Annotated in this window: 26 protein-coding genes, 1 tRNA gene and 3 pseudogenes; 21 read left to right on the forward strand and 9 right to left on the reverse strand. The window is 57.5% G+C overall.

What is annotated here, in order from left to right; translation table 11 throughout:
- Both JWR98_RS10455 and JWR98_RS10460 read left to right on the forward strand, forming a co-directional pair.
- Window positions 1-673: pseudogene (locus JWR98_RS10455) on the forward strand (response regulator).
- Window positions 666-2051 carry a sensor histidine kinase gene (locus tag JWR98_RS10460; RefSeq protein ID WP_003172470.1) on the forward strand — a complete coding sequence of 462 codons (1386 nt, stop codon included), beginning with the start codon at window positions 666-668 and terminating at the stop codon, window positions 2049-2051. The pseudogene JWR98_RS10455 and the gene JWR98_RS10460 overlap by 8 nt, the downstream one beginning before the upstream one ends.
- On the opposite strand, the gene JWR98_RS10465 is transcribed toward JWR98_RS10460, so the two are convergent.
- A complete protein-coding gene (locus tag JWR98_RS10465) occupies window positions 2052-2873 on the reverse strand; it encodes an HDOD domain-containing protein (protein ID WP_078731980.1) in 822 nt (273 codons plus the stop codon). It lies immediately after the preceding gene.
- Between the two features lie 37 nt (window positions 2874-2910).
- Window positions 2911-3852, reverse strand: coding sequence for a CAF17-like 4Fe-4S cluster assembly/insertion protein YgfZ (gene ygfZ / locus JWR98_RS10470; RefSeq protein ID WP_205489961.1), 942 nt, complete (start codon window positions 3850-3852; stop codon window positions 2911-2913).
- 140 nt (window positions 3853-3992) lie between these two features.
- On the opposite strand from ygfZ, the gene JWR98_RS10475 reads away from it, so the two are divergent.
- Complete coding sequence (locus tag JWR98_RS10475; RefSeq protein ID WP_078731982.1) at window positions 3993-4247, forward strand: FAD assembly factor SdhE; 255 nt, start codon at window positions 3993-3995, stop codon at window positions 4245-4247.
- Window positions 4231-4677, forward strand: coding sequence for a protein YgfX (locus tag JWR98_RS10480; RefSeq protein WP_078731983.1), 447 nt, complete (start codon window positions 4231-4233; stop codon window positions 4675-4677). The genes JWR98_RS10475 and JWR98_RS10480 overlap by 17 nt, the downstream gene beginning before the upstream one ends.
- On the opposite strand, the pseudogene nadB reads toward JWR98_RS10480, so the two are convergent.
- Window positions 4646-6261, reverse strand: a pseudogene (nadB, locus tag JWR98_RS10485) (L-aspartate oxidase). The gene JWR98_RS10480 and the pseudogene nadB overlap by 32 nt on opposite strands.
- A gap of 460 nt (window positions 6262-6721) precedes the next feature.
- Here nadB and rpoE point away from each other — a divergent pair.
- The 4 genes and pseudogenes from rpoE to JWR98_RS10505 all read left to right on the forward strand — a co-directional run bounded on the left by rpoE (window position 6722) and on the right by JWR98_RS10505 (window position 10575).
- A complete protein-coding gene (gene rpoE / locus JWR98_RS10490; protein WP_003172477.1) occupies window positions 6722-7303 on the forward strand; it encodes an RNA polymerase sigma factor RpoE/AlgU in 582 nt (193 codons plus the stop codon).
- A gap of 32 nt (window positions 7304-7335) precedes the next feature.
- Complete coding sequence (locus JWR98_RS10495; RefSeq protein WP_003172479.1) at window positions 7336-7923, forward strand: sigma-E factor negative regulatory protein; 588 nt, start codon at window positions 7336-7338, stop codon at window positions 7921-7923.
- A 16-nt stretch (window positions 7924-7939) separates the two neighbouring features.
- Window positions 7940-8901, forward strand: a pseudogene (locus JWR98_RS10500) (MucB/RseB C-terminal domain-containing protein).
- Window positions 8902-9135: 234 nt separating this feature from the next.
- The gene (locus tag JWR98_RS10505; protein WP_078731986.1) at window positions 9136-10575 is read left to right on the forward strand and encodes a DegQ family serine endoprotease; all 1440 of its coding nucleotides are present in this window, start codon (window positions 9136-9138) and stop codon (window positions 10573-10575) included.
- Window positions 10576-10642: 67 nt separating this feature from the next.
- Here the strand turns inward: JWR98_RS10505 and JWR98_RS10510 are convergent, their stop codons facing one another.
- A complete protein-coding gene (locus tag JWR98_RS10510) occupies window positions 10643-12076 on the reverse strand; it encodes a M48 family metalloprotease (protein ID WP_205489962.1) in 1434 nt (477 codons plus the stop codon).
- A 96-nt stretch (window positions 12077-12172) separates the two neighbouring features.
- Between JWR98_RS10510 and JWR98_RS10515 the strand changes: the two genes are divergently transcribed.
- Window positions 12173-12412: a sulfurtransferase TusA family protein gene (locus JWR98_RS10515; RefSeq protein ID WP_003172483.1), complete on the forward strand. Its 240-nt coding sequence runs from the start codon at window positions 12173-12175 to the stop codon at window positions 12410-12412.
- Window positions 12413-12443: 31 nt separating this feature from the next.
- Window positions 12444-13514, forward strand: coding sequence for an AI-2E family transporter (locus JWR98_RS10520; protein WP_003172484.1), 1071 nt, complete (start codon window positions 12444-12446; stop codon window positions 13512-13514).
- Between the two features lie 45 nt (window positions 13515-13559).
- Here JWR98_RS10520 and JWR98_RS10525 read toward each other — a convergent pair whose 3' ends face one another.
- The gene (locus tag JWR98_RS10525) at window positions 13560-14033 is read right to left on the reverse strand and encodes a peroxiredoxin (RefSeq protein ID WP_078731987.1); all 474 of its coding nucleotides are present in this window, start codon (window positions 14031-14033) and stop codon (window positions 13560-13562) included.
- 10 nt (window positions 14034-14043) lie between these two features.
- Complete coding sequence (locus JWR98_RS10530) at window positions 14044-14604, reverse strand: glycine cleavage system transcriptional repressor (RefSeq protein WP_003172487.1); 561 nt, start codon at window positions 14602-14604, stop codon at window positions 14044-14046.
- A 272-nt stretch (window positions 14605-14876) separates the two neighbouring features.
- Here JWR98_RS10530 and dapA point away from each other — a divergent pair, with 272 nt between their 5' ends.
- The 7 genes from dapA to JWR98_RS10565 all read left to right on the forward strand — a co-directional run bounded on the left by dapA (window position 14877) and on the right by JWR98_RS10565 (window position 20216).
- Window positions 14877-15755, forward strand: a complete 879-nt coding sequence (gene dapA, locus JWR98_RS10535) for a 4-hydroxy-tetrahydrodipicolinate synthase (protein WP_003172489.1) — start codon at window positions 14877-14879, stop codon at window positions 15753-15755.
- Between the two features lie 17 nt (window positions 15756-15772).
- Window positions 15773-16888, forward strand: coding sequence for an outer membrane protein assembly factor BamC (bamC, locus tag JWR98_RS10540; protein WP_078731988.1), 1116 nt, complete (start codon window positions 15773-15775; stop codon window positions 16886-16888).
- 4 nt (window positions 16889-16892) lie between these two features.
- Window positions 16893-17651, forward strand: a complete 759-nt coding sequence (locus tag JWR98_RS10545) for an MBL fold metallo-hydrolase (RefSeq protein WP_078731989.1) — start codon at window positions 16893-16895, stop codon at window positions 17649-17651.
- A gap of 27 nt (window positions 17652-17678) precedes the next feature.
- A complete protein-coding gene (gene purC, locus JWR98_RS10550; protein WP_003172493.1) occupies window positions 17679-18392 on the forward strand; it encodes a phosphoribosylaminoimidazolesuccinocarboxamide synthase in 714 nt (237 codons plus the stop codon).
- Window positions 18393-18475: 83 nt separating this feature from the next.
- Window positions 18476-18565 (forward strand) — tRNA-Ser (locus JWR98_RS10555).
- A 416-nt stretch (window positions 18566-18981) separates the two neighbouring features.
- Window positions 18982-19845, forward strand: coding sequence for a hypothetical protein (locus JWR98_RS10560; RefSeq protein ID WP_205489963.1), 864 nt, complete (start codon window positions 18982-18984; stop codon window positions 19843-19845).
- A 20-nt stretch (window positions 19846-19865) separates the two neighbouring features.
- Window positions 19866-20216: a hypothetical protein gene (locus tag JWR98_RS10565; RefSeq protein WP_225908662.1), complete on the forward strand. Its 351-nt coding sequence runs from the start codon at window positions 19866-19868 to the stop codon at window positions 20214-20216.
- Between the two features lie 590 nt (window positions 20217-20806).
- Here JWR98_RS10565 and JWR98_RS10570 read toward each other — a convergent pair.
- Window positions 20807-21421 carry a recombinase family protein gene (locus JWR98_RS10570; RefSeq protein ID WP_205489965.1) on the reverse strand — a complete coding sequence of 205 codons (615 nt, stop codon included), beginning with the start codon at window positions 21419-21421 and terminating at the stop codon, window positions 20807-20809.
- 190 nt (window positions 21422-21611) lie between these two features.
- Between JWR98_RS10570 and JWR98_RS10575 the strand changes: the two genes are divergently transcribed.
- The gene (locus JWR98_RS10575) at window positions 21612-21998 is read left to right on the forward strand and encodes a hypothetical protein (RefSeq protein WP_205489967.1); all 387 of its coding nucleotides are present in this window, start codon (window positions 21612-21614) and stop codon (window positions 21996-21998) included.
- Between the two features lie 508 nt (window positions 21999-22506).
- On the opposite strand, the gene JWR98_RS10580 is transcribed toward JWR98_RS10575, so the two are convergent.
- Entirely contained in the window at window positions 22507-22797 is a 291-nt protein-coding gene (locus JWR98_RS10580) for a helix-turn-helix domain-containing protein (protein ID WP_205489968.1), read from the reverse strand.
- Window positions 22798-22900: 103 nt separating this feature from the next.
- Between JWR98_RS10580 and JWR98_RS10585 the strand changes: the two genes are divergently transcribed.
- The gene (locus tag JWR98_RS10585) at window positions 22901-23221 is read left to right on the forward strand and encodes a hypothetical protein (RefSeq protein ID WP_205489969.1); all 321 of its coding nucleotides are present in this window, start codon (window positions 22901-22903) and stop codon (window positions 23219-23221) included.
- Between the two features lie 702 nt (window positions 23222-23923).
- Here the strand turns inward: JWR98_RS10585 and JWR98_RS10590 are convergent.
- On the reverse strand, window positions 23924-24472 hold the full coding sequence (locus JWR98_RS10590) for a hypothetical protein (RefSeq protein WP_205489970.1): 549 nt from the start codon (window positions 24470-24472) through the stop codon (window positions 23924-23926).
- Window positions 24473-24708: 236 nt separating this feature from the next.
- Here JWR98_RS10590 and JWR98_RS10595 point away from each other — a divergent pair, with 236 nt between their 5' ends.
- Together JWR98_RS10595 and JWR98_RS10600 are read left to right on the forward strand one after the other, a co-directional pair.
- Window positions 24709-25638, forward strand: a complete 930-nt coding sequence (locus JWR98_RS10595) for an FRG domain-containing protein (RefSeq protein WP_205489971.1) — start codon at window positions 24709-24711, stop codon at window positions 25636-25638.
- A 68-nt stretch (window positions 25639-25706) separates the two neighbouring features.
- Window positions 25707-26048, forward strand: coding sequence for a hypothetical protein (locus JWR98_RS10600; protein ID WP_205489972.1), 342 nt, complete (start codon window positions 25707-25709; stop codon window positions 26046-26048).
- The last annotated feature ends 119 nt before the right edge of the window (window positions 26049-26167 follow it).

The following is a 26167-nucleotide window of genomic DNA, read 5'->3' on the forward strand; positions in this document are numbered from 1 at the left end:
ATGCGTGTCCTCTTGGTTGAAGACCACCTGCAGCTCGCCGAAAGTGTCGCCCAGGCGCTCAAGAGCACGGGGTTGACCGTTGACGTGCTGGCACGATGGCGTGGCCGCGGACCTGGCCTTGAGCAGTGAGGATTACGCGGTCGCCATCCTCGATGTGGGCCTGCCGCGCATGGATGGTTTCGAGGTGCTGGCGCGCCTGCGGGCGCGTGGGAAAAATCTGCCGGTGTTGATGCTGACCGCGCGCAGTGACGTGAAAGATCGCGTGCATGGCCTGAACCTGGGCGCCGATGACTACCTGGCCAAGCCGTTCGAGTTGACGGAACTGGAGGCGCGGGTCAAGGCGCTGCTGCGCCGCAGCGTACTGGGCGGCGAGCGCCAACAGACCTGCGGTGTGCTGGTATACGACCTCGACACGCGACGGTTCACCGTGGGCGGCGAGTTGATGACGCTGACCTCCCGCGAGCAAGCCGTACTGGAGGCCTTGATCGCCCGCCCAGGCCGCGTGATGAGCAAGGAGCAGCTCGCCTCTCAGGTGTTCGGCCTGGACGAAGAGGCCAGCCCGGACGCCATCGAAATCTACGTGCACCGCCTGCGCAAGAAACTCGACGGCCAGCCCATCGCCATCGTGACCTTCCGCGGCCTCGGCTACCTGCTGGAAGCCCGCGATGCATAAGCCCAGCAGCCTGCGCTGGCGCCTGCTGTGGAACCTGGCGCTGCTGCTGGTGTTGTTGATGCTGGCCAGCGGCATGAGTGCCTATTGGAACGGTCGCGAAGCCGCCGACACCGCCTATGACCGCACCCTGCTGGCCTCGGCGCGGACCATTGCCGCGGGCCTGACCCAGGTGGACGGTACCCTCAGCGCCAACGTGCCCTATGTGGCCCTGGACACCTTCGCCTACGACAGCGCCGGGCGGATCTATTACCAGGTCAATGACATCCACCAAAAGCTGATCTCTGGCTACGAAAACCTGCCGGGCCCACCGCCCGGCACGCCGCGAACCGATGACTATCCGGCGCTGGCGCGGTTTTACAACGCCAAGTATCAGGGCCAGCAAGTGCGGGTAGTGAGCTTGCTGAAGGCCGTTTCCGAACCGAATATGAACGGCATGGCGGAGATCCGCGTGGCCGAAACCGATGAAGCGCGGGTGAGCATGGCCCGCAGCCTGATGGCTGACACCTTGCTGCGCCTGGGCATGCTCGCCATCGGCGCGTTGTTGCTGGTGTGGTTTGCCGTGAGTGCTGCGCTGCGCCCGCTGGAGCGCCTGCGCACAGCGGTGGAAGAACGCCAGCCCGACGACCTGCGGCCGTTGCCTCTGGTGGAGGTGCAGCATGAATTCGGGCCGTTGGTGCGTTCCCTCAATCACTTCACCGAACGCCTGCGCGGCCAGTTCGAGCGCCAGGCGCAGTTTATTGCCGATGCCGCCCATGAGTTGCGCACGCCGTTGGCCGCGCTCAAGGCTCGGCTGGAGCTGGGCTTGCGCGCTGAAGACCCCGTCACGTGGCGCAGCACTCTGGAAACTGCCGCCCAAGGCACTGATCGGCTGACCCACCTGGCCAACCAATTGCTGTCCCTGGCCCGCATCGAAAACGGTGCGCGGGCCATTGCCGAGGGGGGCGCGCAGTTGCTCGACCTCAGCCAACTGGCGCGGGAGCTAGGCATGGCCATGGCGCCCCTGGCGCATGCGCGCGGCGTGGCGTTGGCGCTGGAGGCTGACGAGCCGGTATGGCTGCGCGGCGAGCCGACGCTGCTTAACGAGTTGCTGAGTAACTTGGTGGACAACGCTCTGGCGCACACGCCGCCCGGCGGCAACGTGATTCTGCGAGTAACGGCGCCGGCGGTGCTGGAAGTGGAAGATGACGGGCCGGGTATTCCGGCGGACGAACGCGACCGGGTGTTCGAGCGCTTCTATCGGCGCAGCCAGCAAGGCATGGGCACTGGCCTGGGGCTGGCGATTGTCGGTGAAATCTGTCGGGCGCACCTGGCGCAGATCAGCCTGCACGATGGCGAGCGGGCGGGGTTGAAGGTGCGGGTGAGTTTTATCGCCGGTTGATCAATAAAACATCGAGCGTGCTTCATCCAGCTCGATGCGCAGCTTCTCGCTGTAGGGATCAATTTGCAGTTTCTTCATCGCCGGCACGCTTGAGACATCCACTCTTGCCAGCGGGTGCTCTGTGCCGCGATGGCAATACAGCATGGCGATCTGTACCAGGTCGATATAGTCGAGGCTGGCGGAGTCGCGCTCCAGGTTCAGGTACTGGCCCGGCAGTTTGGCCAGCATTTCCGGAAAGTCCCAGCCACTGAGCAGTTTGTCACCCAGCACCGGGTGGATGCTGTCGATCACATGGTTGAGGCTGACCGGGTCTGAGAGCAGTTCGTAATGGTCTTCGGCGTAGGTGAGGATCGGCAGCACGCCAATCTGATGCACCAGGCCGCCCAACGCTGCCTGGTCCGGCTTGAGCTGGCTGTGGCTGCGGCACAGGGCGTAACTGACGCCCGCCACCTCCAGGCTGCGGCGCCACACATCGCGCATTTTTTGTTCGACGGTTTCGGAGCGGGCATGGAAGATCTGCTCCATGACCAGGCCGATGGCCAGGTTGCTGCTGTAGTTGGTGCCCAGCCGCGTGATGGCGGTGTGCAGGTCGGTGACTTCCTGGGTCGCACGCAGCAGCGGGCTGTTGACCACTTTGATCAGGCGCGCAGACAGCGCGGTGTCGCGACCGATCACTTTGCTCAAATGGCTGATGCTGATTTCCGGGTTCTCGGCGGCCTGACGGATGTTCAGGGCCACCTCCGGCAATGTCGGCAGAACCAGGTCATCGTTGTCGATGGCCTTGACCAAAGCCTGTTGGACTCTTTCCTCCAGCTTGTTCATTCATGTTCTCTAGGGTGTTGCAAAAAAGGTACGGCGATTAACGCTGGATCTCTCGATCGCGGTCGAGTGTATAAGGCAGTTCAAGCAGTTGCAGGCCGGGACCTTCGAGTGTGCCTAGGTACACATCGCCACTATCGGCTGCTTCGGCCTGCAAGACCGCCAGAAGTTCAATCGACAGGTCAGCTTTTGCGGCAATCACCACTTCGCCGATTGCACTGTTATGGCTGGGGGAAAACAACGGCGTACCTGGCTCGGGCATCTGGGCAGCATCGAGTTTCAAGCGATACAGGCGGCGCTTGAGTTTGCCCAGGTACTGCATGCGCGCGACGATTTCCTGGCCTGTGTAGCAACCCTTCTTGAAGCTGACGCCGCCCACGGCTTGCAGGTTGAGCATCTGCGGGATGAACAGTTCGCGGGTCTGTGGCATGACCTGGCCGATGCCGGCGCGGATCTGGCCCAGCAACCAGTCATTCAGAGGCGCTTCGTCCAAGTGTGCGGCCAACTGGCTGCGCACGGTGTCGGCGCTTTCGGCAGGTACCCAGAGTTCCGCGCGGCCGGGGGAGACACGAATGGCGATCAGGTGTTCGGCGCGGGCGACGCTGTCCGTCTCGGCGGGTAGCCCAAGGCCAAGCCCGGTGAGCAGGTGATCGCCATTGGCTACACCGAAACGCACCCAGGCGGCGCTTTCGTCGGTGAGTTTGGATTTGGAGAACACGGCATACTTTTTCAGGTCAGCCAGTTGGGGGTCCAGCAGCTCGCTGGCCATGGCCAGCAACACACCGTCACCTTGCAATACGATGCGAAAGCTCGACTGCATGCGGCCTTTTTGCGTGCAGCGCGCACCGAGGCTGGCCTGGGTATCGCTCAGGTAATTGAGATTGCAGGTCAGTTGGCCCTGCAGGAACTTGGCAGCGTCGGCGCCGCGGACGGCGAGAACGCCTTCGTGGGACAGGGGGCAGAAGAAAGCAGAGTCGGCCATGGGTCATCGCAGGTCAAAAAGTCATGGGTGCATCATAGAGGGGCGCCCGGCAAATGGATAGTTTCCAGATGGGGCGACCAAAGCCGAGTGTTCCCTCGCAGTCGGGCCTGTATACTGGCGCGCTATTTGAGGAGCGTTCCATGGTCGAAGAAGTAGAAATCAATCGCCTCTACTGGCACAGCCGTCGTGGCATGCTGGAGCTGGACGTGTTGTTGGTGCCTTTCACCAAAGAGGTATACGCGACGCTCAATAAAGTGGATCGCGACCTTTATGTTCGGCTGCTGGAATGTGAAGACCAGGACATGTTCGGCTGGTTCATGGAGCGTGCCGAGTCTGAAGACCCGGAGCTGCAGCGCATGGTTCGGATGATCCTGGATCGTGTCCAGCCCAAGTAATCATTTTGAATGCCGCTGGCAGGCCTCGCGGCTGCTGCTGGTGGCGTATCTGATTGCCCAGTTGTTTGCGCTGGGCGCGTGGCTGTTTATCGAGGTGCCGTTCTCAAGCCTGGGTGTGCTGGTGTGCCTGGCGCATGCCGCCTGGGTGTTGCCACGGCATGTCCTGCTGACGCATCGTTCATCGATTCGTGGCCTGCGCCGTGATGAGGCGGGCTGGCAGCTGTTCAGCGCTGAGCGCGGCTGGCACGGCGTGCAGTTGCGCCCTGACAGCCTGGCGTTGCCGCTGATTGTGGTGCTGCGCTATCGAGTGCCGGGCGAATGGCGCGTGCGCTCGATCTGCGTACCTTGCGACGCACAGGTCGCCGATCTGCACCGGCGCCTGCGGGTACGCCTGAAGTTCAGCCGGCGTAGGTGGTTGGCACCAGAATAGTGTCGCGTGCTTCGGGCAGCATCTGCGGGTAGTCGAGGGTGTAATGCAGGCCCCGGCTTTCCTTGCGTTCCATGGCCGAGCGGATCATCAGCTCGGCCACCTGGGCCAGGTTGCGCAGCTCGATCAGGTCGCGGCTGACTTTGTAGTTGCTGTAGAACTCGTCGATTTCATCCAGCAGCAAGCGGACCCGGTGCTGGGCGCGCTGCAGGCGCTTGTTGGTACGCACAATCCCGACGTAGTCCCACATGAAGCGCCGCAGCTCATCCCAGTTGTGGGCGATGATCACGTCTTCGTCCGAGTCGGTCACTTGGCTGGCGTCCCAGCGGGGCAGGGCGGCCGGCACGGGATGTGCGGCAGTTGTTCGAGAATATCCGCCGCGGCCGAGCGGGCGTAGACGAAACATTCAAGCAGCGAGTTGCTGGCCATGCGATTGGCACCGTGCAGGCCGGTGAAGCTGGTTTCGCCAATTGCGTACAGGCCCGGCACATCGGTGCGGCCGTGCTGATCGACCACCACGCCGCCGCAGGTGTAGTGCGCGGCCGGCACCACGGGGATCGGGCCTTTGGTGATATCGATATTGAAGGTCAGGCAGCGCTCGTAGACCGTGGGGAAGTGGGTCTTGATGAAGGCTTCGGGTTTGTGGCTGATGTCCAGGTACACACAGTCGATACCCAGGCGCTTCATTTCATGGTCGATGGCGCGGGCGACGATATCGCGCGGAGCCAGTTCGGCGCGCGGGTCGAAGCGCTGCATGAAGCGTTCGCCATTTGGCAGTTTCAGGTGCGCACCTTCGCCTCGCAGCGCTTCAGTGATCAGGAAACTCTTGGCCTGCGGGTGATACAGGCAGGTGGGGTGGAACTGGTTGAACTCCAGGTTGGCCACCCGGCAGCCCGAGCGCCAGGCCATGGCGATGCCATCGCCGCAGGCGCCGTCGGGGTTGCTGGTATAGAGGTAGACCTTGGCCGCGCCACCCGAGGCCAGAATAGTGAAGCGGGCGCCGTAGGTGTCGACTTCGCCGCTGATGCGGTTGAGCACGTAGGCGCCGAGGCAGCGTTCGCCCGGCAGGCCCAGGCGTTTTTCGGTGATCAGGTCGACCGCAACGCGCTGTTCCAGTAATTCGATGTTGGGGCGTTGGCGAGCCTGGTCGAGCAGGGTCTTGAAAATCGCCGCGCCAGTGGCGTCGGCGGCATGGATGATACGGCGATGGCTGTGGCCGCCCTCACGCGTCAGGTGAAATTCGAAACCGCCGTCGTCAGCGCTCGCGTGTTCATCGCGGGTGAATGGCACGCCTTGGTCGATCAGCCATTGGATCGCCTCGCGACTATGCTCGACGGTAAAGCGCACCGCGTCCTCGTTGCACAGGCCACCGCCGGCGTTGAGGGTGTCTTCAACGTGGGATTGCACCGTGTCGGTGTCGTCCAGCACGGCGGCGACCCCGCCTTGCGCCCAGAAGGTCGAGCCATTGGCCAGGTCGCCTTTGCTCAATACTGCAATGCGCAGGTGGCCGGGCAGCGTCAGCGCAAGACTCAAGCCGGCTGCGCCGCTGCCGATCACCAAAACATCGTGTTGAAACTGTTGGCTCATTTGGAGGATTCCGCAAAAAGCGATCCGAAGGGGTGGCGCAAACAGGACGCCTGGATCGGCGAATCAAAGGGTCACACGGGCCACTAGTATATAGAGGGGGGGAGCGGCACAATAGCCGTGCATTCGTGGCAATGTGAGATTACGGTGCGCAGCTTGGGTAAATCGACTGGTTATTGAAGCGGGAACTTTTTGCATGAGCCCCGACTCAATAGCAGGTTGCCTGAAAGCTGGGAAATGTTGAGTTTATTGGCCCGTCGGGAGCATTGGACGCGTCAGAAACCGGCGACAAGATTATTCGCGCAGCCGGCGTTGCCCGCGCTGCGTTTTTCGTGTGTGCCAAATCAGTGCATGCCGGAAACTTGCTTGAGGGGGGAGAACTTTTGCGAAAAGTCCGAGTCTATGTTTGCAAGCCTGATCGTTTAGTTATGCAAGCCTCCTTCAAGTACAACGAGGAGTGTTCATGCTAACCCAGGAAGAGGATCAGCAGCTGGTCGAGCGCGTACAACGCGGCGACAAGCGAGCATTTGATCTGCTAGTGCTGAAATACCAGCACAAAATTCTCGGGTTGATCGTGCGGTTCGTGCACGACACCCATGAAGCGCAGGACGTTGCACAGGAAGCCTTTATCAAGGCGTACCGTGCACTGGGCAATTTCCGCGGTGACAGTGCGTTTTACACGTGGCTGTACCGCATCGCCATCAACACGGCGAAGAACTATCTGGTGTCACGCGGACGCCGCCCACCGGATAGCGATGTAAGTTCAGAAGACGCTGAATTTTACGATGGAGACCACGGCCTCAAAGATCTCGAGTCGCCGGAGCGTGCATTGCTGCGCGACGAGATCGAAGGCACCGTTCATCGCACGATTCAGCAACTGCCAGAAGATTTGCGTACGGCGTTAACTTTACGTGAATTCGATGGTCTGAGTTACGAAGACATTGCGAGCGTCATGCAGTGTCCGGTGGGGACTGTAAGGTCACGGATTTTCCGGGCCCGGGAAGCCATCGATAAAGCCTTGCAACCGTTGTTGCAGGAAAACTAGAGACAGCGGCGACAGCCAAGAGAGGAACCGCCATGAGTCGTGATGCCCTGCAGGAATCGCTGTCCGCAGTGATGGATAACGAAGCGGATGAACTGGAACTTCGTCGAGTGCTCAATGCATTTGATGATGCCGAAACCCGTGATACCTGGTCTCGTTACCAAGTCGCTCGGGCGGTGATGCACAAGGATCTTCTAATCCCTCGTCTGGATATTGCTGCGGCCGTTTCTGCTGCACTGGCTGATGAAGCCGTTCCGGCAAAAGCTGCTCGTGGTCCATGGCGTAGCCTGGGTCGTCTGGCGGTCGCTGCCTCGGTGACTGTTGCCGTATTGGCCGGTGTTCGCCTGTACAACCAGGATGAAATAGCCGGTGCCGAACTGGCCCAGCAGACTCAGCAACCGGTCATGGCCGGCCCGCAAGTCAAAGGCCCAGCGGTCTTGGCCGGCTACAAGGAAAGCTCCGACACCACCGGCCCTATGGCTAACGGTGTGTTGCAAGGGCAATCCGGGTGGCAGGACCAGCGTCTTCCAGGCTACCTGCGCCAACATGCACAGGAATCGGCTTTGAAAGGCACTGAAAGCGCTCTGCCATACGCACGTGCTGCAAGCCTGGAAAACCGTTGATCCGTTAAGGGGCTCTATGCGCGCCATATCGCTCCTTACGCTTTTGCTCAGTGGCTGGTTTGCACTCCCCGCCCATGCCGACGAAGCCCAAGACTGGCTGACAAGGCTTGGGCGAGCAGAGCAGCAGCAAAGCTTTCAAGGCACGTTCGTCTACGAGCGTAGTGGTAGTTTTTCTACCCATGACATCTGGCATCGCGTCCAGAATGGTCAAGTCCGCGAGCGCTTTTGCAGCTTGATGGATCTGCCCAGGAAGTCGTGCGGGTCGATGGCCGAACTCAATGCGTCAGCGGCACCCTCGTGGCCGGCTTGGGCAATTCGCGTAACGACTCCTCACGTGTGCTTGACCCACAAAAACTCAATCAATTCTATGAACTGGCCGTCATCGGCAAGTCCCGCGTGGCCGGTCGTAATGCGGTCATTGTGTCGATCACGCCGCGCGATCAATACCGTTATGGTTTTGAGCTGCATCTGGATCGTGACACCGCGCTGCCGCTCAAATCCCTGTTGCTCAATGATCAGGGGCAGTTGCTGGAGCGTTTCCAGTTCACACGTTTGAACACGTCTACGGTGCCTGATGATCGCGACTTGCTGCCCAGCAAGGAATGCGTACCTATTTCCGTGGCCGACAGCCAGGCACCAGCAGTTGAGCCCGCCGAGACCTGGCATCTGGAATGGCTGCCGCCGGGGTTTCAGTTGACCAACAGCAGTGCCCGTAAAGACATCCACACCAAAACGACAGTCGACAGCCTGATGTATGAAGATGGATTGGCTCGATTCTCGGTGTTTCTTGAGCCCATCAGTGATGTGAGCGTGACCGAAACTCGCACGCAACTGGGCCCGACGGTGGCGGTGTCCCGTCGTTTGAACACGGTGGATGGCGAAATGATGGTGACGGTGGTGGGCGAAATTCCTATCGGGACCGCTGAACGCATCGCGCTGTCGGTGCGCGGCGAAAAAAAGGCACCCACCAAACCGTGAGGTGTTAATCCTATGTTCATCCTGCTCTTTCACCGTGGCTCTACGCCAATCAGGCTACCGAGAGCATGAAATGTCTGGATCAGCATTTTCACTTGCAAAAACCTCTCATGTTTTTTATAGGTCAGGGCTTGTCGGCTCTGGCCTTGTCTTGTTCGCGGAACAAAGACGTCGGTCGCAGTTTCCGGCGTTTCCTGAACCCTGTCGCTCAACCCTGCTCGTCGTAACGGGAGCTGTATGTCGATACCACGTTTGAAATACTACCTATCCATAGTCGCCACGGTACTGGTACTGGGCCAGGCTGTGACCGCACAAGCGGTCGAATTGCCTGACTTTACTCAACTGGTTGAGCAAGCCTCGCCTGCCGTGGTGAACATCAGTACCACGCAAAAGCTGCCGGATCGCAAAGTCTCGAACCAGCAGATGCCAGACCTCGAAGGCTTGCCGCCGATGCTGCGCGAGTTCTTCGAACGAGGCATGCCTCAACCGCGTGCCCCTCGTGGCGGCGGTGGTGGTCAGCGTGAAGCGCAGTCCCTGGGCTCGGGCTTCATCATTTCACCGGATGGCTACATCCTGACCAACAATCACGTGATTGCCGACGCCGACGAGATCCTGGTGCGCCTGGCCGACCGCAGTGAGCTGAAAGCCAAGCTGGTGGGCACTGACCCGCGTTCCGATGTGGCGTTGTTGAAAATCGAAGGCAAGGACTTGCCGGTGCTGAAGCTGGGCAAGTCCCAGGACTTGAAAGCCGGTCAATGGGTCGTCGCCATCGGATCGCCGTTTGGTTTTGACCACACCGTGACCCAGGGCATTGTCAGCGCCATCGGTCGCAGCCTGCCCAATGAAAACTACGTGCCGTTTATCCAGACCGACGTGCCGATCAACCCGGGCAACTCCGGTGGTCCGCTGTTTAACCTGGCGGGCGAAGTGGTGGGCATCAACTCGCAGATCTACACCCGCTCCGGTGGTTTCATGGGCGTGTCGTTCGCTATCCCGATCGACGTGGCCATGGACGTTTCCAATCAGCTCAAAAGCGGTGGCAAAGTCAGCCGTGGCTGGTTGGGTGTAGTGATCCAGGAAGTGAACAAGGATCTCGCTGAGTCCTTCGGCCTCGACAAGCCGGCCGGCGCCTTGGTTGCGCAGATCCAGGACGGCGGTCCGGCTGCCAAGGGCGGCCTGCAGGTAGGTGACGTGATCCTGAGCATGAACGGCCAGCCGATCATCATGTCGGCAGACCTGCCACACCTGGTCGGTGCGCTCAAGGCGGGCAGCAAAGCCAAGCTGGAAGTGATCCGTGACGGCAAGCGCCAGAATGTGGAGCTCACCGTCGGTGCCATTCCTGAAGAAGGCGCGACCCTGGACGCTTTGGGTAACACCAAGCCGGGCGCAGAGCGCAGCAGCAACCGCCTGGGCGTCGCCGTGGCCGAGTTGACCGACGAGCAGAAGAAGACGTTCGACCTCAAGAGCGGTGTCGTGATCAAGGAAGTGCAGGACGGTCCTGCCGCCTTGATCGGCCTGCAGCCGGGCGACGTGATCACCCACCTGAACAATCAGGCGATTGAGACCACCAAGCAGTTCACCGACATCGCCAAGGCGTTGCCGAAGAACCGTTCGGTGTCGATGCGTGTGTTGCGTGAGGGGCGTGCCAGCTTCATCACCTTCAAACTGGCTGAGTAACCGTCAGGTCCAATAAAAAGCCCCGCCTTCGTTAAACGAGGGCGGGGCTTTTTTGTGGGTGATGGGTTTAGCCCATCATCCCTTTGACCAGGCGTTCCTGCTCGATCAGCTCGCGCTGGCGTGCATCGATGCGTGACGACAGCGGGAAGTTGCTGCCGGCGCGGCGTTTGGCGAAATCCAGTTGTTGGATCGCCTGCTGGAAATCACCCACCAGCGCGAAGTACTCGGCGCGGGCTTGATGCAAGCCGATGATGTTGCCGGACAAACCTCGCGTTTCGGCAACCTGATACCACACATCCGGATCATCCGGACGGGACTTGAGCAGGCCATCCAATGCCTTTTCCGCGTCGGCGGTGCGATTTTGCTTGAGCAGCAGGTCTACTCGCATCTGATTCAGCGGATAGTTGCCTGGGTACTGGGTCAGCATCCGATCGGTGCGTTGCTGGGCATCGGGTAGATGGTTGTTATCGATATCCAGCTGAATTTGCGCCAGGTTGTAGGTGATGTCGTTGGGCGCCTTGGCCAGCAACGGTTGCAGGCTGTCCCGTGCCTGCTTGAACTGCGAGGCTTTGATCTGGGCGATGGCCAGGCCGTAGCGCGCCACATCGTTTTTCGGGTTCTCGTCCAGTTGCGCCTGGAATCGCTTGGCGGCAAGTCCTGACGTGTCCTCATATTGCAACTGCACCCGTGCGCGAATGAGTTGATAGCGCAGGCTGTCTTCCTTGCCGCCGGGCTTGGCCTGTTCGGCGCGGTTACGGGTGTCGGCGATCCGCGATTCGGTGACCGGGTGCGTCAGCAGGAACTCCGGTGGCTTGGCGTCGAAGCGGTATTGACGCCCCAGGCGCTCGAACATGGTGGGCATTGAGCGAGGGTCGTAGCCGGCCTTTTCCAGGTTGACGATGCCGATGCGGTCCGCCTCCTGTTCATTCTGCCGAGAGAAGCGGCGCTGTTCCTGGATCGCGGCGGCCTGAGTGCCGGCAATCGCCGCAATACCAGCATCGCCGGCACCTGCGGCCGCCGCAATGATGCCGCCGAGCAGGGCTGCCATCATCGGGATCTGCATGCGTTGTTGCGCTTCAACGCCACGGGCGAAGTGACGTTGGGACAAGTGCGCCAATTCATGGGCCAGTACCGAGGCGTATTCCCCTTCGGTCTGGGCATTGAGGAACAGGCCGCCGTTCACGCCCACGATACCGCCCGGCGCGGCAAAGGCGTTGAGTTGCGGGCTGTTGATCAGGATGAACTCCAGGCGCCGGTCATTGACCTGGCTGGTCTCCACCAGTTTGTACACGCTGGTTTCGACGTAATCCTTGAGCTGCGTGTCGTTCAGCTGGGAAACCTGCCCGCGCAGGTAGGCCAGCCAGGCACGGCCCAGTTGATATTCCTGTTGCGGCGAGACAATGGCAGAGCTGGCGTCGCCAAGCGACGGCAGGTCGTCAGCGAAGCCTGGGGAGGCCAGCAGGCAAGCCAGCGTCAGCAGGGTGGGGCGCAAAAAAGTCATGCACAGAGCCTTTCGACAAAGAGCTTACTGTAGCCGGACACTGAGCTTCGGACCAGATATTCTAAGCACCCCCGAACGCTTGCCCGGAGTAAAACCATGACCGACGCTGTCGCCTTTGATGCCGAACTCGATGCCAGCGGCCTCAACTGCCCGTTACCCTTGCTCAAGGCCAAGCTGGAGCTCAATCGATTGGCCAGTGGCGCCGTGCTCAAGGTGATCGCCACGGACGCAGGGTCGCAGCGTGACTTCCGCACATTCGCCAAGCTGGCCGGCCACACCCTGTTGCACGAAGAAGATGTCGCCGGTGTGTACCGCTACTGGTTGCGCAAGGCCTGAGTCGTTCGCCCCTACCGCCCGAGGTTGATTGATGTTCAAAGTGTTACGAGACTGGATCCAGCGCTACTTCTCTGATGAGGAAGCCGTGGTGCTGGCCGTCCTGCTGTTTCTGGCCTTTACGGCTGTGCTCACCTTGGGCGGCATGCTCGCGCCGGTATTGGCGGGGATGGTGCTGGCGTACCTGATGCAGGGGCTGGTCACTACCCTGGAGCGTCTGCGCCTGCCGGGCGGAGCGGCGGTGGGGTTGGTGTTTGCCCTGTTCATGGGCTTGCTGGTGGTGTTTATCGTGGTGGTGCTGCCGCTGCTGTGGCATCAGTTGATCACGCTGTTCAACGAGTTGCCGGGCATGCTCGCCAAATGGCAATCGCTGTTGCTGCTGTTGCCGGAGCGCTACCCGCATCTGGTGTCGGACGAGCAGGTGCTGCAGGCCATCGAAGTGGCGCGCGGTGAAATCGGAAAATTCGGGCAATGGGCGCTGACCTTTTCCCTGTCCAGCCTGCCGTTGCTGGTCAATATCATGATCTATCTGGTGCTGGTGCCGATCCTGGTGTTTTTCTTCCTCAAGGATCGCGCGATGATCGGCCGCTGGGTGAGCGGTTACCTTCCGCGTGAACGGGCGCTGATTACTCGGGTGGCTGAGGAGATGAACCGCCAGATCGCCAATTACATCCGGGGCAAGGTCATCGAGATCATCATCTGCGGTGGCGTGACTTACATCGCCTTTATCGCCCTGGATCTGAACTACGCGGCGCTGCTGGCATTGCTGGTCGGCATTTCAGTGGTGGTGCCGTATGTCGGCGCGGTGGTGGTGACGGTGCCGGTAACCTTGATTGCCCTGTTCCAGTGGGGCTGGAGCGACCAGTTCATCTACCTGATGGCGGTATACGGCATCATCCAGACACTGGACGGCAACGTGCTGGTGCCGTTGCTGTTTTCGGAGGCGGTCAACCTGCACCCGGTGGCGATTATCTGTGCGGTGTTGTTGTTTGGCGGGTTGTGGGGATTCTGGGGCGTGTTCTTTGCGATTCCCCTGGCGACGCTGTTCAAGGCGGTGCTGGATGCGTGGCCGCGACGTGAGCCGGTGGTGGCGCCGCTGCTGTAACGCTCTCACCCTTTGTAATGAGCGGGACAAGCCCGCTCACTACAATCAGGCCTTGTTCAGCGCCTGCGCCGCCGCCAAAACGGCATCCACATGCCCCGGCACTTTCACGCCGCGCCACTCCTGGCGCAGTACACCCTGGCTGTCGATCAGGAAGGTGCTGCGATCCACGCCCAGGTATTCCTTGCCGTACAGCTTCTTCAGCTTGATCACATCGAACAGCTGGCAGACCGCTTCATCCTTGTCGCTGATCAGCTCGAAGGGGAATGCCTGCTTGGCCTTGAAGTTCTCATGGGACTTCACGCTGTCGCGCGATACGCCGAACACCTCGGTGTTGGCCGCCTTGAACGCCGCGTACTGGTCACGGAAACCCTGGCCTTCCGTGGTGCAGCCGGGAGTACTGTCCTTGGGGTAGAAGTAGATCACCACTTGCTTGCCTTTGAGGGCGTCGAGGCTGAAGGTCTGGCCACTGGTGGCCTGGGCTTCGAAATCGGTGACCGGTTTGTCGATGACTACCGCCATGAAAACTTCCTTACATTGGGTTTTGTGGGCGCCATGGCTCGATCAGTGCGTCGAGGTTCAGGGCATCGGCGAAATCCAGGAACTGGTCGCGCAACCAACTGATCTGCACGCCGGCCGGCAAGGTCACGGTAAACGTGGCGTTGAGCATGGTGCCGCCGGTTTGCGGGGCCTGGTAGGTATCGCAGGTCAGGTTTTCCAGTTCGACGTTATGGTCGATAAAGAACTGGCACAGCTCATTGACGATGTCCGAGCGGTAGGCCGAGCTGACGTAGGCCACGTAAGGCAGGGCCTGCGGGCGGTTCTCCAGGGCGGCGCTGCGCACCACGTTGACGGTGAAATCATGCTTCTTGGCCAGGCCCGGCAGGCCGGTCTCAAGGCGCGCGAGTGCATCCCAGGTGCCAGAGATCTGCAGGACCAGCGCGCTGCACTCGCCGTGGCGGGTCAGGCGGGACGTCACGACGGCGCAGCGGTTTTCATGGCTGGCGCGGCACAGGACGTTGGTCAGCTCCATGGGGTTGGCGCCGAGGGCACTGATAACAAGGAATTGTTCGCGAACTGTGGGGGTGGACATGCAGCCTTCCTAAACGATGAGCGGTCGATACTGTGAGGGCCGTATCGATCAAAGGATGAAGGGTAGCGAAAAGCGTCGTCAAGGGATAGGAGGTGGCGTTTTCATTGCGTGATTGGCTGGATTCCACCGCGTTGAAAGCCGTGCTCTGGCCCGATGATGGCATTGCCCATCGTTTAGTTGCGCCAGAACGCATCCTCAGGCGGTACTTCGCTTGTGCAAGCATCTTGGCGCCAGTACCATTACGGCTCTCTTTTTCCGGCAGGAGCGGTTGCATGATTGCGGGCAGTATGGTGGCACTGGTCACACCCATGGATGCACAAGGTAATCTCGACTGGGACAGCCTGGGCAAACTGGTGGACTTTCACCTGCAAGAAGGCACCAACGCCATTGTGGCCGTCGGCACCACAGGTGAATCGGCGACGCTCGATGTGGAAGAACACATCAAAGTGATCGAGTTCGTGGTCAAGCGTGTTGCGGGCCGTATCGCGGTCATCGCCGGCACCGGCGCCAACTCGACGCGTGAAGCCATCGAGCTGACCCGAAACGCCAAGAAAGCCGGCGCCGATGCCTGCCTGCTGGTCACCCCGTACTACAACAAGCCGACCCAGGAAGGCTTGTACCAGCACTTCAAGACCATCGCCGAAGCCGTCGATATCCCCCAGATCCTCTACAACGTGCCAGGCCGTACCGCGTGCGACATGCAGGCCGCGACCGTCATTCGCCTGTCCACCGTGCCGAACATCGTTGGCATCAAGGAAGCCACGGGCGACCTGCAGCGCGCCAAGGACATCCTGGCCGGTGTAGGCAGCGACTTCCTGCTGTATTCCGGTGACGATGCCACCGCTGTCGAGCTGATCCTGCTGGGCGGCAAGGGCAACATCTCCGTGACCGCCAACGTGGCGCCGCGAGCCATGAGCGACATGTGTGCCGCCGCCATCGCGGGTGATGCCGTGACCGCCCGGGCGATTCACGAGAAGCTGATGCCGCTCAACAAGACACTGTTTATCGAATCCAACCCTATCCCCGTGAAATGGGCATTGACTGAAATGGGCATGATGCCGGACGGTATTCGTCTGCCGCTCACCCGCCTCAGCGAAGCCTGTCACGAACCGCTGCGACAGGCCCTGCGCCAGTCCGGCGTCCTGGTTTAATTGAGGAAGTACTACGCATGAAGCGATTGGCCGGACTTTCCGCACTTGCCTTGATTATCTCCAGCACCAGTGGCTGCGGTTGGATCTGGGGCCCGGAAGGCTACTTCCGTGACCGCGGCAGCGATTACCTGGAAGCACAACCCACCAAGCCGATGGAATTGCCGCCGGGTGTCAACGTCGCCAAGCGCCTTGACCCATTGCTGCCGATTCCGCGCAACGTCGCCGACGACACCGCCAAGGGTGAGTACATCGTGCCGCGTCCACAGCCGATCTCGGCCGTGGCCGATGCCAGCGACTACAGCCTGCAGAAGAGCGGCGACTCGCGCTGGATCGTAGCCCAGCGTCCACCCGCCGAAGTCTGGCCGGTGGCCGTGCAGTTCTTCCAGGACAACGGTTTCCGTATCGACGAACAGCGTCCGCAGACCGGTGAATTCACCACTGCCTGGCAGCAAGGCAGCGAGCTGTCCGCCACCGTGGCCAAGCGTCTGCAGGCCAGCGGTGTAGCTGCCGACAGCGAAGCCCGTGTGCGCGTGCGCATCGAGCCTGGCGTGCAGCGCAATACCAGCGAAGTCTACGTGGTGAGCGCCGAGCGTCCTGCCGGCAGCACCGCCAACGTCGATTTCACCAACCGCTCGGTCAACACCGGCGTCGACTCGGCACTGGTCGACGAGATGCTGGCCAGCATGAGCCGTATCTCCGAGAAGGGCGGTTCCGTTTCCCTGCTCGCCGCGCGTGATTATGACACCCCGAGCCGCGTCAGCCTCACCGAGGACGGCAGCGGCAACGTGGTGCTGAGCCTGGGTGAAGACCTGGACCGTGCCTGGGCCAGCGTGGGGCGCGCCTTGGAGCAAGGCCCTTGGCGTGTTGAAGACATCAACCGCAGCCTGGGCCTTTACTACATCAACGTGGCTGAAAAGGCCGAGCGCAAAGACGACGAGCCTGGTTTCTTCGGCAAACTGTTCGGCAGCAAGCCGACCAAGGAAGAAGTCGAGACCCGCGCCGAGCGTTATCAGGTTCGTTTGAGCAAGGTTGGCGAAAGCGTGCAAGTCACCGTCGAGAAGAATATCAACACCGTTGCGCCAGCTGAAACAGCGCGCAAAGTGTTGGGCGTGATTCAGGACAACCTGGGCTGACCCGATGCGTTTTGCTGTTCTCGGTAGCGGTAGCCAAGGGAACGGCACGCTGGTTGCCCATGACGATACGTACGTCCTGGTGGATTGTGGTTTCTCGTTAAAGGAAACCGAGCGGCGCCTGCTGCGCCTGGGGGTTCACCCCGCGCAGTTGAGTGCGATTCTGGTGACCCACGAACATGCCGACCATGTGCATGGCGTGGGTTTGCTGTCTCGGCGCTACAATCTTCCGGTGTACTTGAGTCGCGGTACCTTGCGCGGGATGCGCAAACCCATTGAACCTGCGGGGTTCCTGGCCGGTGGCGAGCAGCTGCAGATTGGTGCGTTGAGCATCGATGTGATTGCCGTGGCGCACGATGCCCAGGAACCGACGCAGTATGTATTCAGTGACGGTGAACGACGCTTCGGCGTGCTTACCGATCTGGGCTCCTATTGCACCAAGGTGCTGGACGGTTACCGGAACCTCGATGCCTTGATGATCGAGTCCAACCACTGCCGAGACCTGCTGGCTCGCGGTCACTACCCGTACTTTCTCAAGCAGCGGGTGGGCGGCGAACTGGGACATTTGAATAATCACCAGGCGGCGTACCTGGTGTATGAGTTGGGCTGGCAGGACCTGCAGCACCTGGTCCTGGCCCACCTGAGCAGCAAGAACAACCTGCCGACGCTTGCCCGGCAATGTTTTGTCGACACCCTCGGGTGCGACCCGGACTGGCTGCAACTGGCCGATCAAGATTCAGGGCTCGACTGGCGACACATCGCCTAGCCCACCTCACTCAAAGCGGAGCCCATCATGGAAAAACGTGAAGAACTCTACCGCGGCAAAGCCAAGTCGGTATACAAGACCGACGACGCCAACCGCCTGATCCTGCTGTTTCGCAACGACACCTCGGCGTTCGACGGCAAGCGCATCGAACAGCTGGACCGCAAAGGCATGGTGAACAACAAGTTCAACGCCTTCATCATGCAGAAACTCGAAGAGGCCGGCATTCCGACCCAATTCGACAAACTGCTGGGCGACAACGAGTGCCTGGTGAAGAAGCTGGACATGATCCCGGTCGAGTGCGTCGTGCGTAACTACGCCGCCGGCAGCCTGGTCAAGCGCCTGGGCGTCGAAGAGGGCCTCAAGCTCAACCCTTACACCTTTGAACTGTTCCTGAAGGACGACGCCAAGGGCGACCCGTTCATCAACGAATCCCACGTCGTGGCATTCGGCTGGGGCACCGCTGAGCAACTGGCACGCATGAAGGAGCTGTCGCTCAAGGTCAACGACGTGCTGAGCAAGTTGTTCGACGACGCTGGCCTGCTGTTGGTGGACTTCAAGCTGGAATTCGGCGTGTTCCACGACGGCTCCATCGTTCTGGGCGACGAGTTCAGCCCGGACGGCTGCCGTCTGTGGGACAAGGACACCAAGAAGAAGATGGATAAAGACCGCTTCCGCCAGGGCCTCGGTGACGTTATCGAAGCTTACGAAGAAGTCGCCAATCGTCTAGGCGTACCGCTGTAATCGACGCAAGCATCTGATAGCACGGAAAAAAATCGCTTCGGCGCTTTGCATCCTCCGATCTTGCTGTTATGATGCGCGCCGTTGGAGAGATGCCAGAGTGGCCGAATGGGACGGATTCGAAATCCGTTGTACCTTCACCGGTACCTAGGGTTCGAATCCCTATCTCTCCGCCATATCCAGAAAACCCCTGTAATTCAATGAGTTACGGGGGGTTTTCTTTTTGGGTTGTACTACTCGTTTGTACTACTCAATCTGCCCGCTGGCTGCCCTAAGTGCTGAGTTATTTTCTCCAGTACGGATTCGGGGGCCGCAAAACTGATCTTCCCTCCCTCAAGTTTGACCTCAGTCTGAGCAAGCTCTGTCTCGTCAAGGAAGCCTGCAAGCCTCTTTTGTGTAAGCTGCACGATGCCAGCGTTGAGGTCAAAATTGCCGCTACGACGGATAGGCATTGTTCCTGTGCTCCCCAGTGGATGAGCCTTCAATGTAGCAGTATTTTCTGTGCTATTCGGCAACTGATGGCGGTTTGCAATGCTTGCGGATAACCTCATCACCTGTATGAACGCACTGTCAACAGATCAGTAGGTGACGAATGACCGACAAGACATTTGTACAAGAAGAGTTTGATAAGCTACTTGAAAAGATCACCAATGCTGACGTTTATAAAAGGCAAACTGCAAAAATCTTTGAGTACCGAGAAGCCAGGCTGATAGAACAGCATCAGCAGCTTCCTGATTGGGTAAACCGAGAAGAACATGGGCCAGCCTACTTCGTTAGGTACAAATCACCTTCGACGGCAGTAGAAACAACAATAACAACCAAAACGTACAAGTTAGACGACCAGCTTGAACTCAATACACTTCACAAGCTTAAAACCTACCAATGGCTTTTGGCAGAGGCATATGAAGTGTTTGAGGACTTTATTGAGAGAGTTTACGCCGACTGCGGGATAAGAGGCAGCAGCCTATGGGTGCGGCCTGATGGTTGGAAGCACGACGGGTCCAAAGACCTAAGCCACTACTACAACCCACGTCGTAAAAGCAGTGGCACGCCATTCATACAACTCAAGGCACTTCGTGAGCGATCCGCACACTTTCGCGAATACGAAGCGAGAAAAGGAAATCACTACCGAGTTCAATTCGTTCTGATTGAGAAACTTCGACATCTCATCGTGCATGAGGGTGGCTATTGCGAGGACTTTAACAGTCTGATGAGTTTGATACAAAAAGAGTTGGTTGATGTAAGCATGAAGGGTGTTCGCTCCTACGTTGAGTCATACCTCATTCCGCACCGTGGGGCCAAGCTGATTGATCTTCTTGAGTTGCCTGTGGAAGACGGGCCGGGCGCCCTAATTGGAGCGTACCACGATGTAATGGGTGGTTTCTTCACCACGTTGATCGAGTATGCCTTGTTGATCAAAGAAAGCATTGAGCTTGAAGAGCAACCGGTAACATGATGAACAGAGCGAGCACCGGCATGAAAACACTTGCAGCAGGGATTGCACTCAGTGGGTTGCTGGTTAGTCAGGCGGCAATGGCGGTGATCTACACTGAAGAGCCTGATCCTGCTTACGAAGCTCTTTCGCAATCCGCATTCTGCATGAATCACTTTTATTACCGCACCTCAAGCTATCTAGGGCATCAGGCCGGGTTTGCTGCTCAAACGGCGCTCGCATCTCAGATAGAAAAGTTGCACGATGGGGCTAAAGTTGCTGATGCGATTAGGATGGCTTTCAATGCGGCTGATCGTTCGAAGAATGATGAAAGTGTGCCATTTATTTGCAGGCAGTTTATTCCTCAAGATCATGGGATGAGCGAGTCCAACTAAAATACTTCCTATCGCACAGTGCTGATCAGCCTAAGTAGTTTTGGCTGAAAACCACCCCCGCCGCCTGGAGAGAACTTGCACTCTTCTAAACGTCACGAATCTGGCTGGGAAAAATAATGGGTGGGGCGTCTGGAAAACGGGGTTAAAGCGACACCCTCTTAACGCGAGCACGGCCACCCTGTTTTGAAAGCTGAGCTTTTCTAAAATAAGAGACGAACACCCTACGCCCGGCCTACCTTTTGTGGCTGGCTATGGCGCTGTTGGTGACGTGTGATCAGGTTGTATTGGGCGAGATGTGGTGTTGTATCAACGCGTCTTGTCGGGGCTGTAGGACGCTCTGTGACAGTGTGCGTTCACTACCTGAGTTGATGACATGACGATGCCCACTCGATGGTGGGCTACGTGTTAGTTACCGGGTGAATTCGCTAGCCACTGACATTGAAGCGCGTCAGTGGAAAATGGCTGTAAGCCCTGATATACGTGGTCTGGAGGCGAATCCATTCCGGTAGAATGTCTACTACTGTCGTGGAATCAGACTTCCTCAAGCTGGGGCTGGGGCCAGGTTCAACGAGTGATTAACTGCGCCTGAATCAGTCTGGTTTGGCGACACGCTGAACAGTGGAAGTAGCGCAACCAACGGTCTTGGCGGTCTTACGCAGTGACATACCAGAGTCGAGACAAGCCTTGATCCGGTCGTGCAAAGCTTCGTCGGTCTTGCGGCCTGTATAGACGCCATTCGCCTGAGCTTTCTCAATACCATCCTTTTGACGGCGGCGACGGTCTTCATAATCCTTACGGGCTACCGCTGCCAGCATATCCAGCAACATGTCATTGATTGCGGTGAGCATACGCCCGGTGAAGTCGTCACCCTTACGGGCTGGCTGCATCGACTGGTGAGAGGTTGGCAGGTCGAGTGCCACAACCAATACGCCCTTGGCTTTGAGTTCCGCACGTAGCTTCTGCCAATCAGCCTCATTCAAGCGTGACAGGCGGTCAACCTGTTCAATCAGGAGGATGTCGCCAGCTTCGCAGTCACCCAAGAGGCGGAACAACTCAGGACGTTGCAGCGTGCTACCACTTTCGTTCTCGATATACCACGACGCTACACGTTGACCGCTCTCAGCGGCGAAAGCCTTCAACTGATCTTTTGCACGGGTGGCGTCTTGTTCAGTGGTGGACGCACGAAGGTAGCCGCGAATGTACATGTCAAGTCTCTCTGCACCGTTTTGGATGTACCGATCATAGGTGTACTCGTTAGGGTGGTCAATGAGACTTATTCGGTACAGTCGGGATAGGCGACGGACGGTACTCGCAGGGGTATACCCAATTGAATACGGATGGTTTCTGAGTACCTGAACCGCTTACCATGAACATTCGTCAATCAGGGAGCTGACCATGAGCAAGATTCATTCGCTGACCATAAACGTTGAAGGGAAATCTGCGGAACATCTGAAGAAGCTGCTCGAACTTGCGCTTTTCGAGCTTCAAGAACTCCAGCAACAGTCAGGGCGAAAACGCGATGGCGATTCTCTGCCCCTGCAAATGAGCGGAGATATGGGTAGCTACACGCTGGAATACAAGTTGGGATCACACGCACTCGTTGCTGCACAAGCAGACCTGATCGCACAGGGCTATCGAAAAACTGACGTTACTGAGTGGAGAACTGACAACTACAGCGTGTTTGAGCATGACGACAAGCCTCCCGTACGACTTTACTTGGAATCAGTCAGAGTCGATGAGCACGACGTTCAAGAACACGAAAAGAACAACTTTTCCTTTTAACGACGTCATTGTTCAGGTCTTCGATGTTCTTGGTCATGACTATCGTCGGAGCTTGAGAATTCCAGCGGTGATGGCTGACGCGTTCGCATCGAGAGTCTGCAATGCGTTGAGCGCATTGTCGCAGGTGTCACTTTCCCCACTAGCTTTAGCCCAAAGGGACAATTCTTCGATTGCAGCAGCTATGGCGTGCTGGTTGTGCCAAAGGAGGTTAACACGTCCGCTGTTGCTATGCGGGCATCTGTGTTGTCTAGCATAGAGGGCGTCCTTGAGGGCGTGAGGGAGTGAGGGCGTCTTATGGCACCCTCACGGTGCTGCTATTTACCCTTTGGTTTCGTTGGTTTCTTCGGCGGTGGGATCGTCTCTACCGTTGTGGTGTTCGGACGCCGTTTTGCCTCGTCGATAGGGATAAACTCCCCGGTCTTTGAGTCCCTGCCACGTTTGTTAACCATGTGCTGCTCCTAATGGCTTATCGCCATTTTGGCGACATGATCAACGCTAGCTTAGGTTGCTAGTTCCGCAAGGGTTCAAGCTGACGGGGGATGTCGTTCTGTCGTTCCTCCCACAATGACTTTTCAAACTCTACGACCAGCTCGGTAAGACCAATCCCCAGGACTTCACACAAGTCGCGAAGCTGCACGATATCCAGGCGGCGTGTCCCGCTCTCAACGTCACTCATGAACGACTGTGGACGTCCCAGAGCCTTTGAACACTGTACTTGAGTCATGCCAGCCGCCTTCCTGTGTTTCTTCAGTAGGGTCAGCAGGACTGCGTGTTCGGGTTTGTAGATCGTCTTGGGCATGGCTGGAAAACTGCGATATGAGCAGCCTCCAACCTATATCTGGTTTTCAGATATCTGAATTTGGGATATTGTGGTCTCTACCTTTCGTACCAAGGAATGCTTGATGAACACCGTTACTCGTTTGCTCTTCCTACTGCCCTTATTCGCATCTGCTGCCGCCATGGCAGACACCTACCCAAAGCGAACGCTCGTTGCTGGTTCGATGGTTTGCTGCAAGGCTGGTGATTGGACCAAGATGGTGGAAGCGTCGCTTGATCAGGATGAAGATGAAGCTGGTCGTCTGATTGAGTCAGGTAAGTGCAGAACGATCTCTACTGCTACCAAGGTGAATTTCATCGAAGGTCCTAAGGATGGCGATAAGTCAGCATTGATTCAGCTTCCTAGTGGCAAGACTGCCATGACAGCCAATGGTTGGTTACGTTGATTTCTGCTCCAGAAAGGCGCTGAGCCAACAACTACTGCACACCAACTTCCAATCGAACAAGGACGATTCATGAACGACCAGCTTTACTATCTGAACAGTTCAGAAGAGGAAGACCAATCACATCTTGCACCTGCTGCTTTGCATTCCTTCCTGCAGACTGTGGCTATTTGTCTGGGGCATAACCATGCGTGCTAATGACTGGCACAATCGCAAGATCGACAAACAGATCAAGCAAAATCTGCAACGGCAGCGATAGGGCTAAGCCCTACAGGGTGGGGGATTGTGACATAGGTCGGTTTCCCGCCCAGCGTGGGTTTGTGCAGTCATCATTTCACCATACTGGAAGTCCACTACCGACCTCCGGTCAATCTTCGCACCACTGAAGCTGCAACCTGTACGTCAGTACAGATGGATATCCCCATCAAAAAAAACACATAAAAACCAAACCAGATGAGCTTGCCGCTCTTGATGGTATGGTGCAGAGAGCATCAACGGAGTTGGAAGGGTAGCCCCGTGTCGTACCGACACAGGATGATTCCTTTGATCTTTTGGGGAATTGATTTTCATCAATTATGTTCCCCAGTAACCCTTGTAAGTCGGTGGCTTCGACCTGCGGTCATAGGTCAGTCGTGCTCAAAGCTCGTGCTCTCAACGAGTAACAGCTTCAAGGTGTAAAAGCTCTTATCTATATCCTGCGGTAATTCAAGCAGCGTCCCAGTTGTGCCAGTCCCCGTCAGAGTGCATGGCAAAGTCCAGTTCGAAATCCCAGTCGTCAACGTAGTGCTGATGCTGATCCCATTTCGCCTGTAGACGTCTCTTCAGCAACGGATGCTTATTCAAATGCCGCTCGATGCTTCCAATCGCGATACGTGCCGCTGCTGCAAGGTACTGTGCTGTGCGCTCGGTGATTGGCTCGCAGTGATTGTTGAGGAATCGAGGTAAGATTTCAGCCGTTGAGATGGTATCTAGGCAGATCACCTTTCGAACATGTCGAGGCCGAACGTTCAGCTTGCCATTGCTGGAACTCACGCCAATGTATACGCCTGCCATCACGGCGTCATCAATGAAGGACAGTCCACTCGCCATAGCCATACGGATGAGGTGCGCTTGAGGATTGGGCCTCACTTTGGGCTTGGGGCCGCGCTTGGCCTTGGGCTTGTCTCGGAGGGTATCTTGGGTGTTGTCGAAATCTTGGTTGGCAGCAGCAGTGCCGGGTGCGAGGTGTAAAACGAAGGGCGTAGCAGATTGCATGGGGTTCTCCTGTAGTCAGTTCGATATGTGGGTCACTTCCTTCGGCGTCATCGCCGGGCTGGTGTTGGTCGCCGTTATTGGCGAGGTGAGGATACTACTCTCAGATTGCCACCATGTCAACCGAAACATATTGACACGGCATGCGTGAATGCTGTACCGGCCAAGCCAGCGATTGAAGACGCTGCCAAATCGCCAGTACACTGAGGCACGACCAATGGAACTGGGGACAAGGAACGATGGCAAGCCCAATCGAAAAACCGTTTGAGACTGCGCGTGAGCTGATTGATTTCGTGTCACCACTCAACTCTATCTGGGATGAGGCACGATACATTTTCAGAGGGCAAGCAAGCGACCACTACAAGCTCACACCCTCAGTGTGCCGGGGCGGGGAAGGATCGTTTGCATATGGCTCTCCAAGAAGGATGCTTGATAAATCGAGTTCAGGCCAAGTTGGGTTTGAGCTGGAAATCCTTAAAAGATTTCTTGAAGGCTGCGATAAAGCTGGTCTAGTCGTGCCGGGATACTCAGAGCAAGTCAAAAGGAAGCTCTCAGATCATCCGTTCTTGTTTCCTGAGTCTTTCCTACCATGGCCCCCTGAGCAGCTATACGAAATCATGGCTGTCGCCCAGCACTATGACGTGCCCACTCGCCTTCTAGACTGGACTGAGAGAAGCTTCGTCGCCTGCTACTTTGCAGCGTCTTCAGCCAACTTTGAGCTAGATAACCCGAATATGAGGATTGCGATTTGGGCACTAGACACCACGTATCACGATAGCTGGAACACAGTAAAGATCATCAGGACGCCGGGCGGAACTAGCAGGAATCAAGCGGCTCAATCTGGTTTATTCACAACTCACAATGTCAAGACGTATGGCATTGGTGACGAATATCAAACTGAATCTCTTGATGACGTTGATGAAATTTACAGTCGTGCTAGAAGTCTCAGACCACTCATCAAAATGACATTACCAGTCAGTGAAGCTCCTGAGCTGTTAGAAATGCTCTCTAAGCTCGGCGTTGATGGGTCTACGCTTTTCCCCGGTTACCACGGCGTTGCTAAGATGGTGAAAGACTGGGCTAACCTTGAGGTAGGTGTGAGGATGTCTCAATCAGCTATAGACGAATACAACGCTGATAGCTATGACCATGATCCTGACTTCCACTGAGTACTAAAGAGCCGGTCTTGGCATCAAACCATCAAATTAACTAAAGCTTAACATCGAAAGGAAACGAAATGATTAGAGCATTACTGACCCTCGATCTTCTAAAGTCAGAAGATGAACGCACAGAGTTCTATGCCATCTTAAGAAAAAAGAAATGGCAGAAGACCAAAGATGTTGAAACGGTTTGGACTTTGACATTTAAGAATCTAGACCCAAGCATTGAAGGAACACTCAAGAAGGCAAAGAACGCAATTCGAGACACCCTCTTAGAGACTGTTAAAGACCTTAAGCTCAAGGAGGTTTCCTATATAGTTCAAATTGGAAATCATCGCCCCATAAGTCGCGTAATCAGAAAGAAAGATGGTGAATACAAGTGCTTCATCAGAGAGCTATACCCACCTAAAAAAGACTAAACCATAAACCTGGGAAATACACAACATGAGTCGCAGCGAGTATCAAACCATTAAATTTCATCTGCGCTATTGAAAAGCCATCATCACCCCCCATGTCTTGGTAACACCGTACCTCGCGG

Origin of the sequence: Pseudomonas lactucae (genome assembly GCF_016937615.1) — a bacterium.
GTDB lineage: Bacteria > Pseudomonadota > Gammaproteobacteria > Pseudomonadales > Pseudomonadaceae > Aquipseudomonas > Aquipseudomonas lactucae.

Coding starts and splice junctions, on each gene's coding strand:
- JWR98_RS10460 (WP_003172470.1), top strand. CDS start 666: ATGCATAAGCCCAGCAGCCTGCGCTGGCGCCTGCTGTGGAACCTGGCG.
- JWR98_RS10465 (WP_078731980.1), bottom strand. CDS start 2,873: ATGAACAAGCTGGAGGAAAGAGTCCAACAGGCTTTGGTCAAGGCCATC.
- ygfZ (WP_205489961.1), bottom strand. CDS start 3,852: ATGGCCGACTCTGCTTTCTTCTGCCCCCTGTCCCACGAAGGCGTTCTC.
- JWR98_RS10475 (WP_078731982.1), top strand. CDS start 3,993: ATGGTCGAAGAAGTAGAAATCAATCGCCTCTACTGGCACAGCCGTCGT.
- rpoE (WP_003172477.1), top strand. CDS start 6,722: ATGCTAACCCAGGAAGAGGATCAGCAGCTGGTCGAGCGCGTACAACGC.
- JWR98_RS10495 (WP_003172479.1), top strand. CDS start 7,336: ATGAGTCGTGATGCCCTGCAGGAATCGCTGTCCGCAGTGATGGATAAC.
- JWR98_RS10505 (WP_078731986.1), top strand. CDS start 9,136: ATGTCGATACCACGTTTGAAATACTACCTATCCATAGTCGCCACGGTA.
- JWR98_RS10510 (WP_205489962.1), bottom strand. CDS start 12,076: ATGACTTTTTTGCGCCCCACCCTGCTGACGCTGGCTTGCCTGCTGGCC.
- JWR98_RS10515 (WP_003172483.1), top strand. CDS start 12,173: ATGACCGACGCTGTCGCCTTTGATGCCGAACTCGATGCCAGCGGCCTC.
- JWR98_RS10520 (WP_003172484.1), top strand. CDS start 12,444: ATGTTCAAAGTGTTACGAGACTGGATCCAGCGCTACTTCTCTGATGAG.
- JWR98_RS10525 (WP_078731987.1), bottom strand. CDS start 14,033: ATGGCGGTAGTCATCGACAAACCGGTCACCGATTTCGAAGCCCAGGCC.
- JWR98_RS10530 (WP_003172487.1), bottom strand. CDS start 14,604: ATGTCCACCCCCACAGTTCGCGAACAATTCCTTGTTATCAGTGCCCTC.
- dapA (WP_003172489.1), top strand. CDS start 14,877: ATGATTGCGGGCAGTATGGTGGCACTGGTCACACCCATGGATGCACAA.
- bamC (WP_078731988.1), top strand. CDS start 15,773: ATGAAGCGATTGGCCGGACTTTCCGCACTTGCCTTGATTATCTCCAGC.
- JWR98_RS10545 (WP_078731989.1), top strand. CDS start 16,893: ATGCGTTTTGCTGTTCTCGGTAGCGGTAGCCAAGGGAACGGCACGCTG.
- purC (WP_003172493.1), top strand. CDS start 17,679: ATGGAAAAACGTGAAGAACTCTACCGCGGCAAAGCCAAGTCGGTATAC.
- JWR98_RS10560 (WP_205489963.1), top strand. CDS start 18,982: ATGACCGACAAGACATTTGTACAAGAAGAGTTTGATAAGCTACTTGAA.
- JWR98_RS10565 (WP_225908662.1), top strand. CDS start 19,866: ATGAAAACACTTGCAGCAGGGATTGCACTCAGTGGGTTGCTGGTTAGT.
- JWR98_RS10570 (WP_205489965.1), bottom strand. CDS start 21,421: ATGTACATTCGCGGCTACCTTCGTGCGTCCACCACTGAACAAGACGCC.
- JWR98_RS10575 (WP_205489967.1), top strand. CDS start 21,612: ATGAGCAAGATTCATTCGCTGACCATAAACGTTGAAGGGAAATCTGCG.
- JWR98_RS10580 (WP_205489968.1), bottom strand. CDS start 22,797: ATGCCCAAGACGATCTACAAACCCGAACACGCAGTCCTGCTGACCCTA.
- JWR98_RS10585 (WP_205489969.1), top strand. CDS start 22,901: ATGAACACCGTTACTCGTTTGCTCTTCCTACTGCCCTTATTCGCATCT.
- JWR98_RS10590 (WP_205489970.1), bottom strand. CDS start 24,472: ATGCAATCTGCTACGCCCTTCGTTTTACACCTCGCACCCGGCACTGCT.
- JWR98_RS10595 (WP_205489971.1), top strand. CDS start 24,709: ATGGCAAGCCCAATCGAAAAACCGTTTGAGACTGCGCGTGAGCTGATT.
- JWR98_RS10600 (WP_205489972.1), top strand. CDS start 25,707: ATGATTAGAGCATTACTGACCCTCGATCTTCTAAAGTCAGAAGATGAA.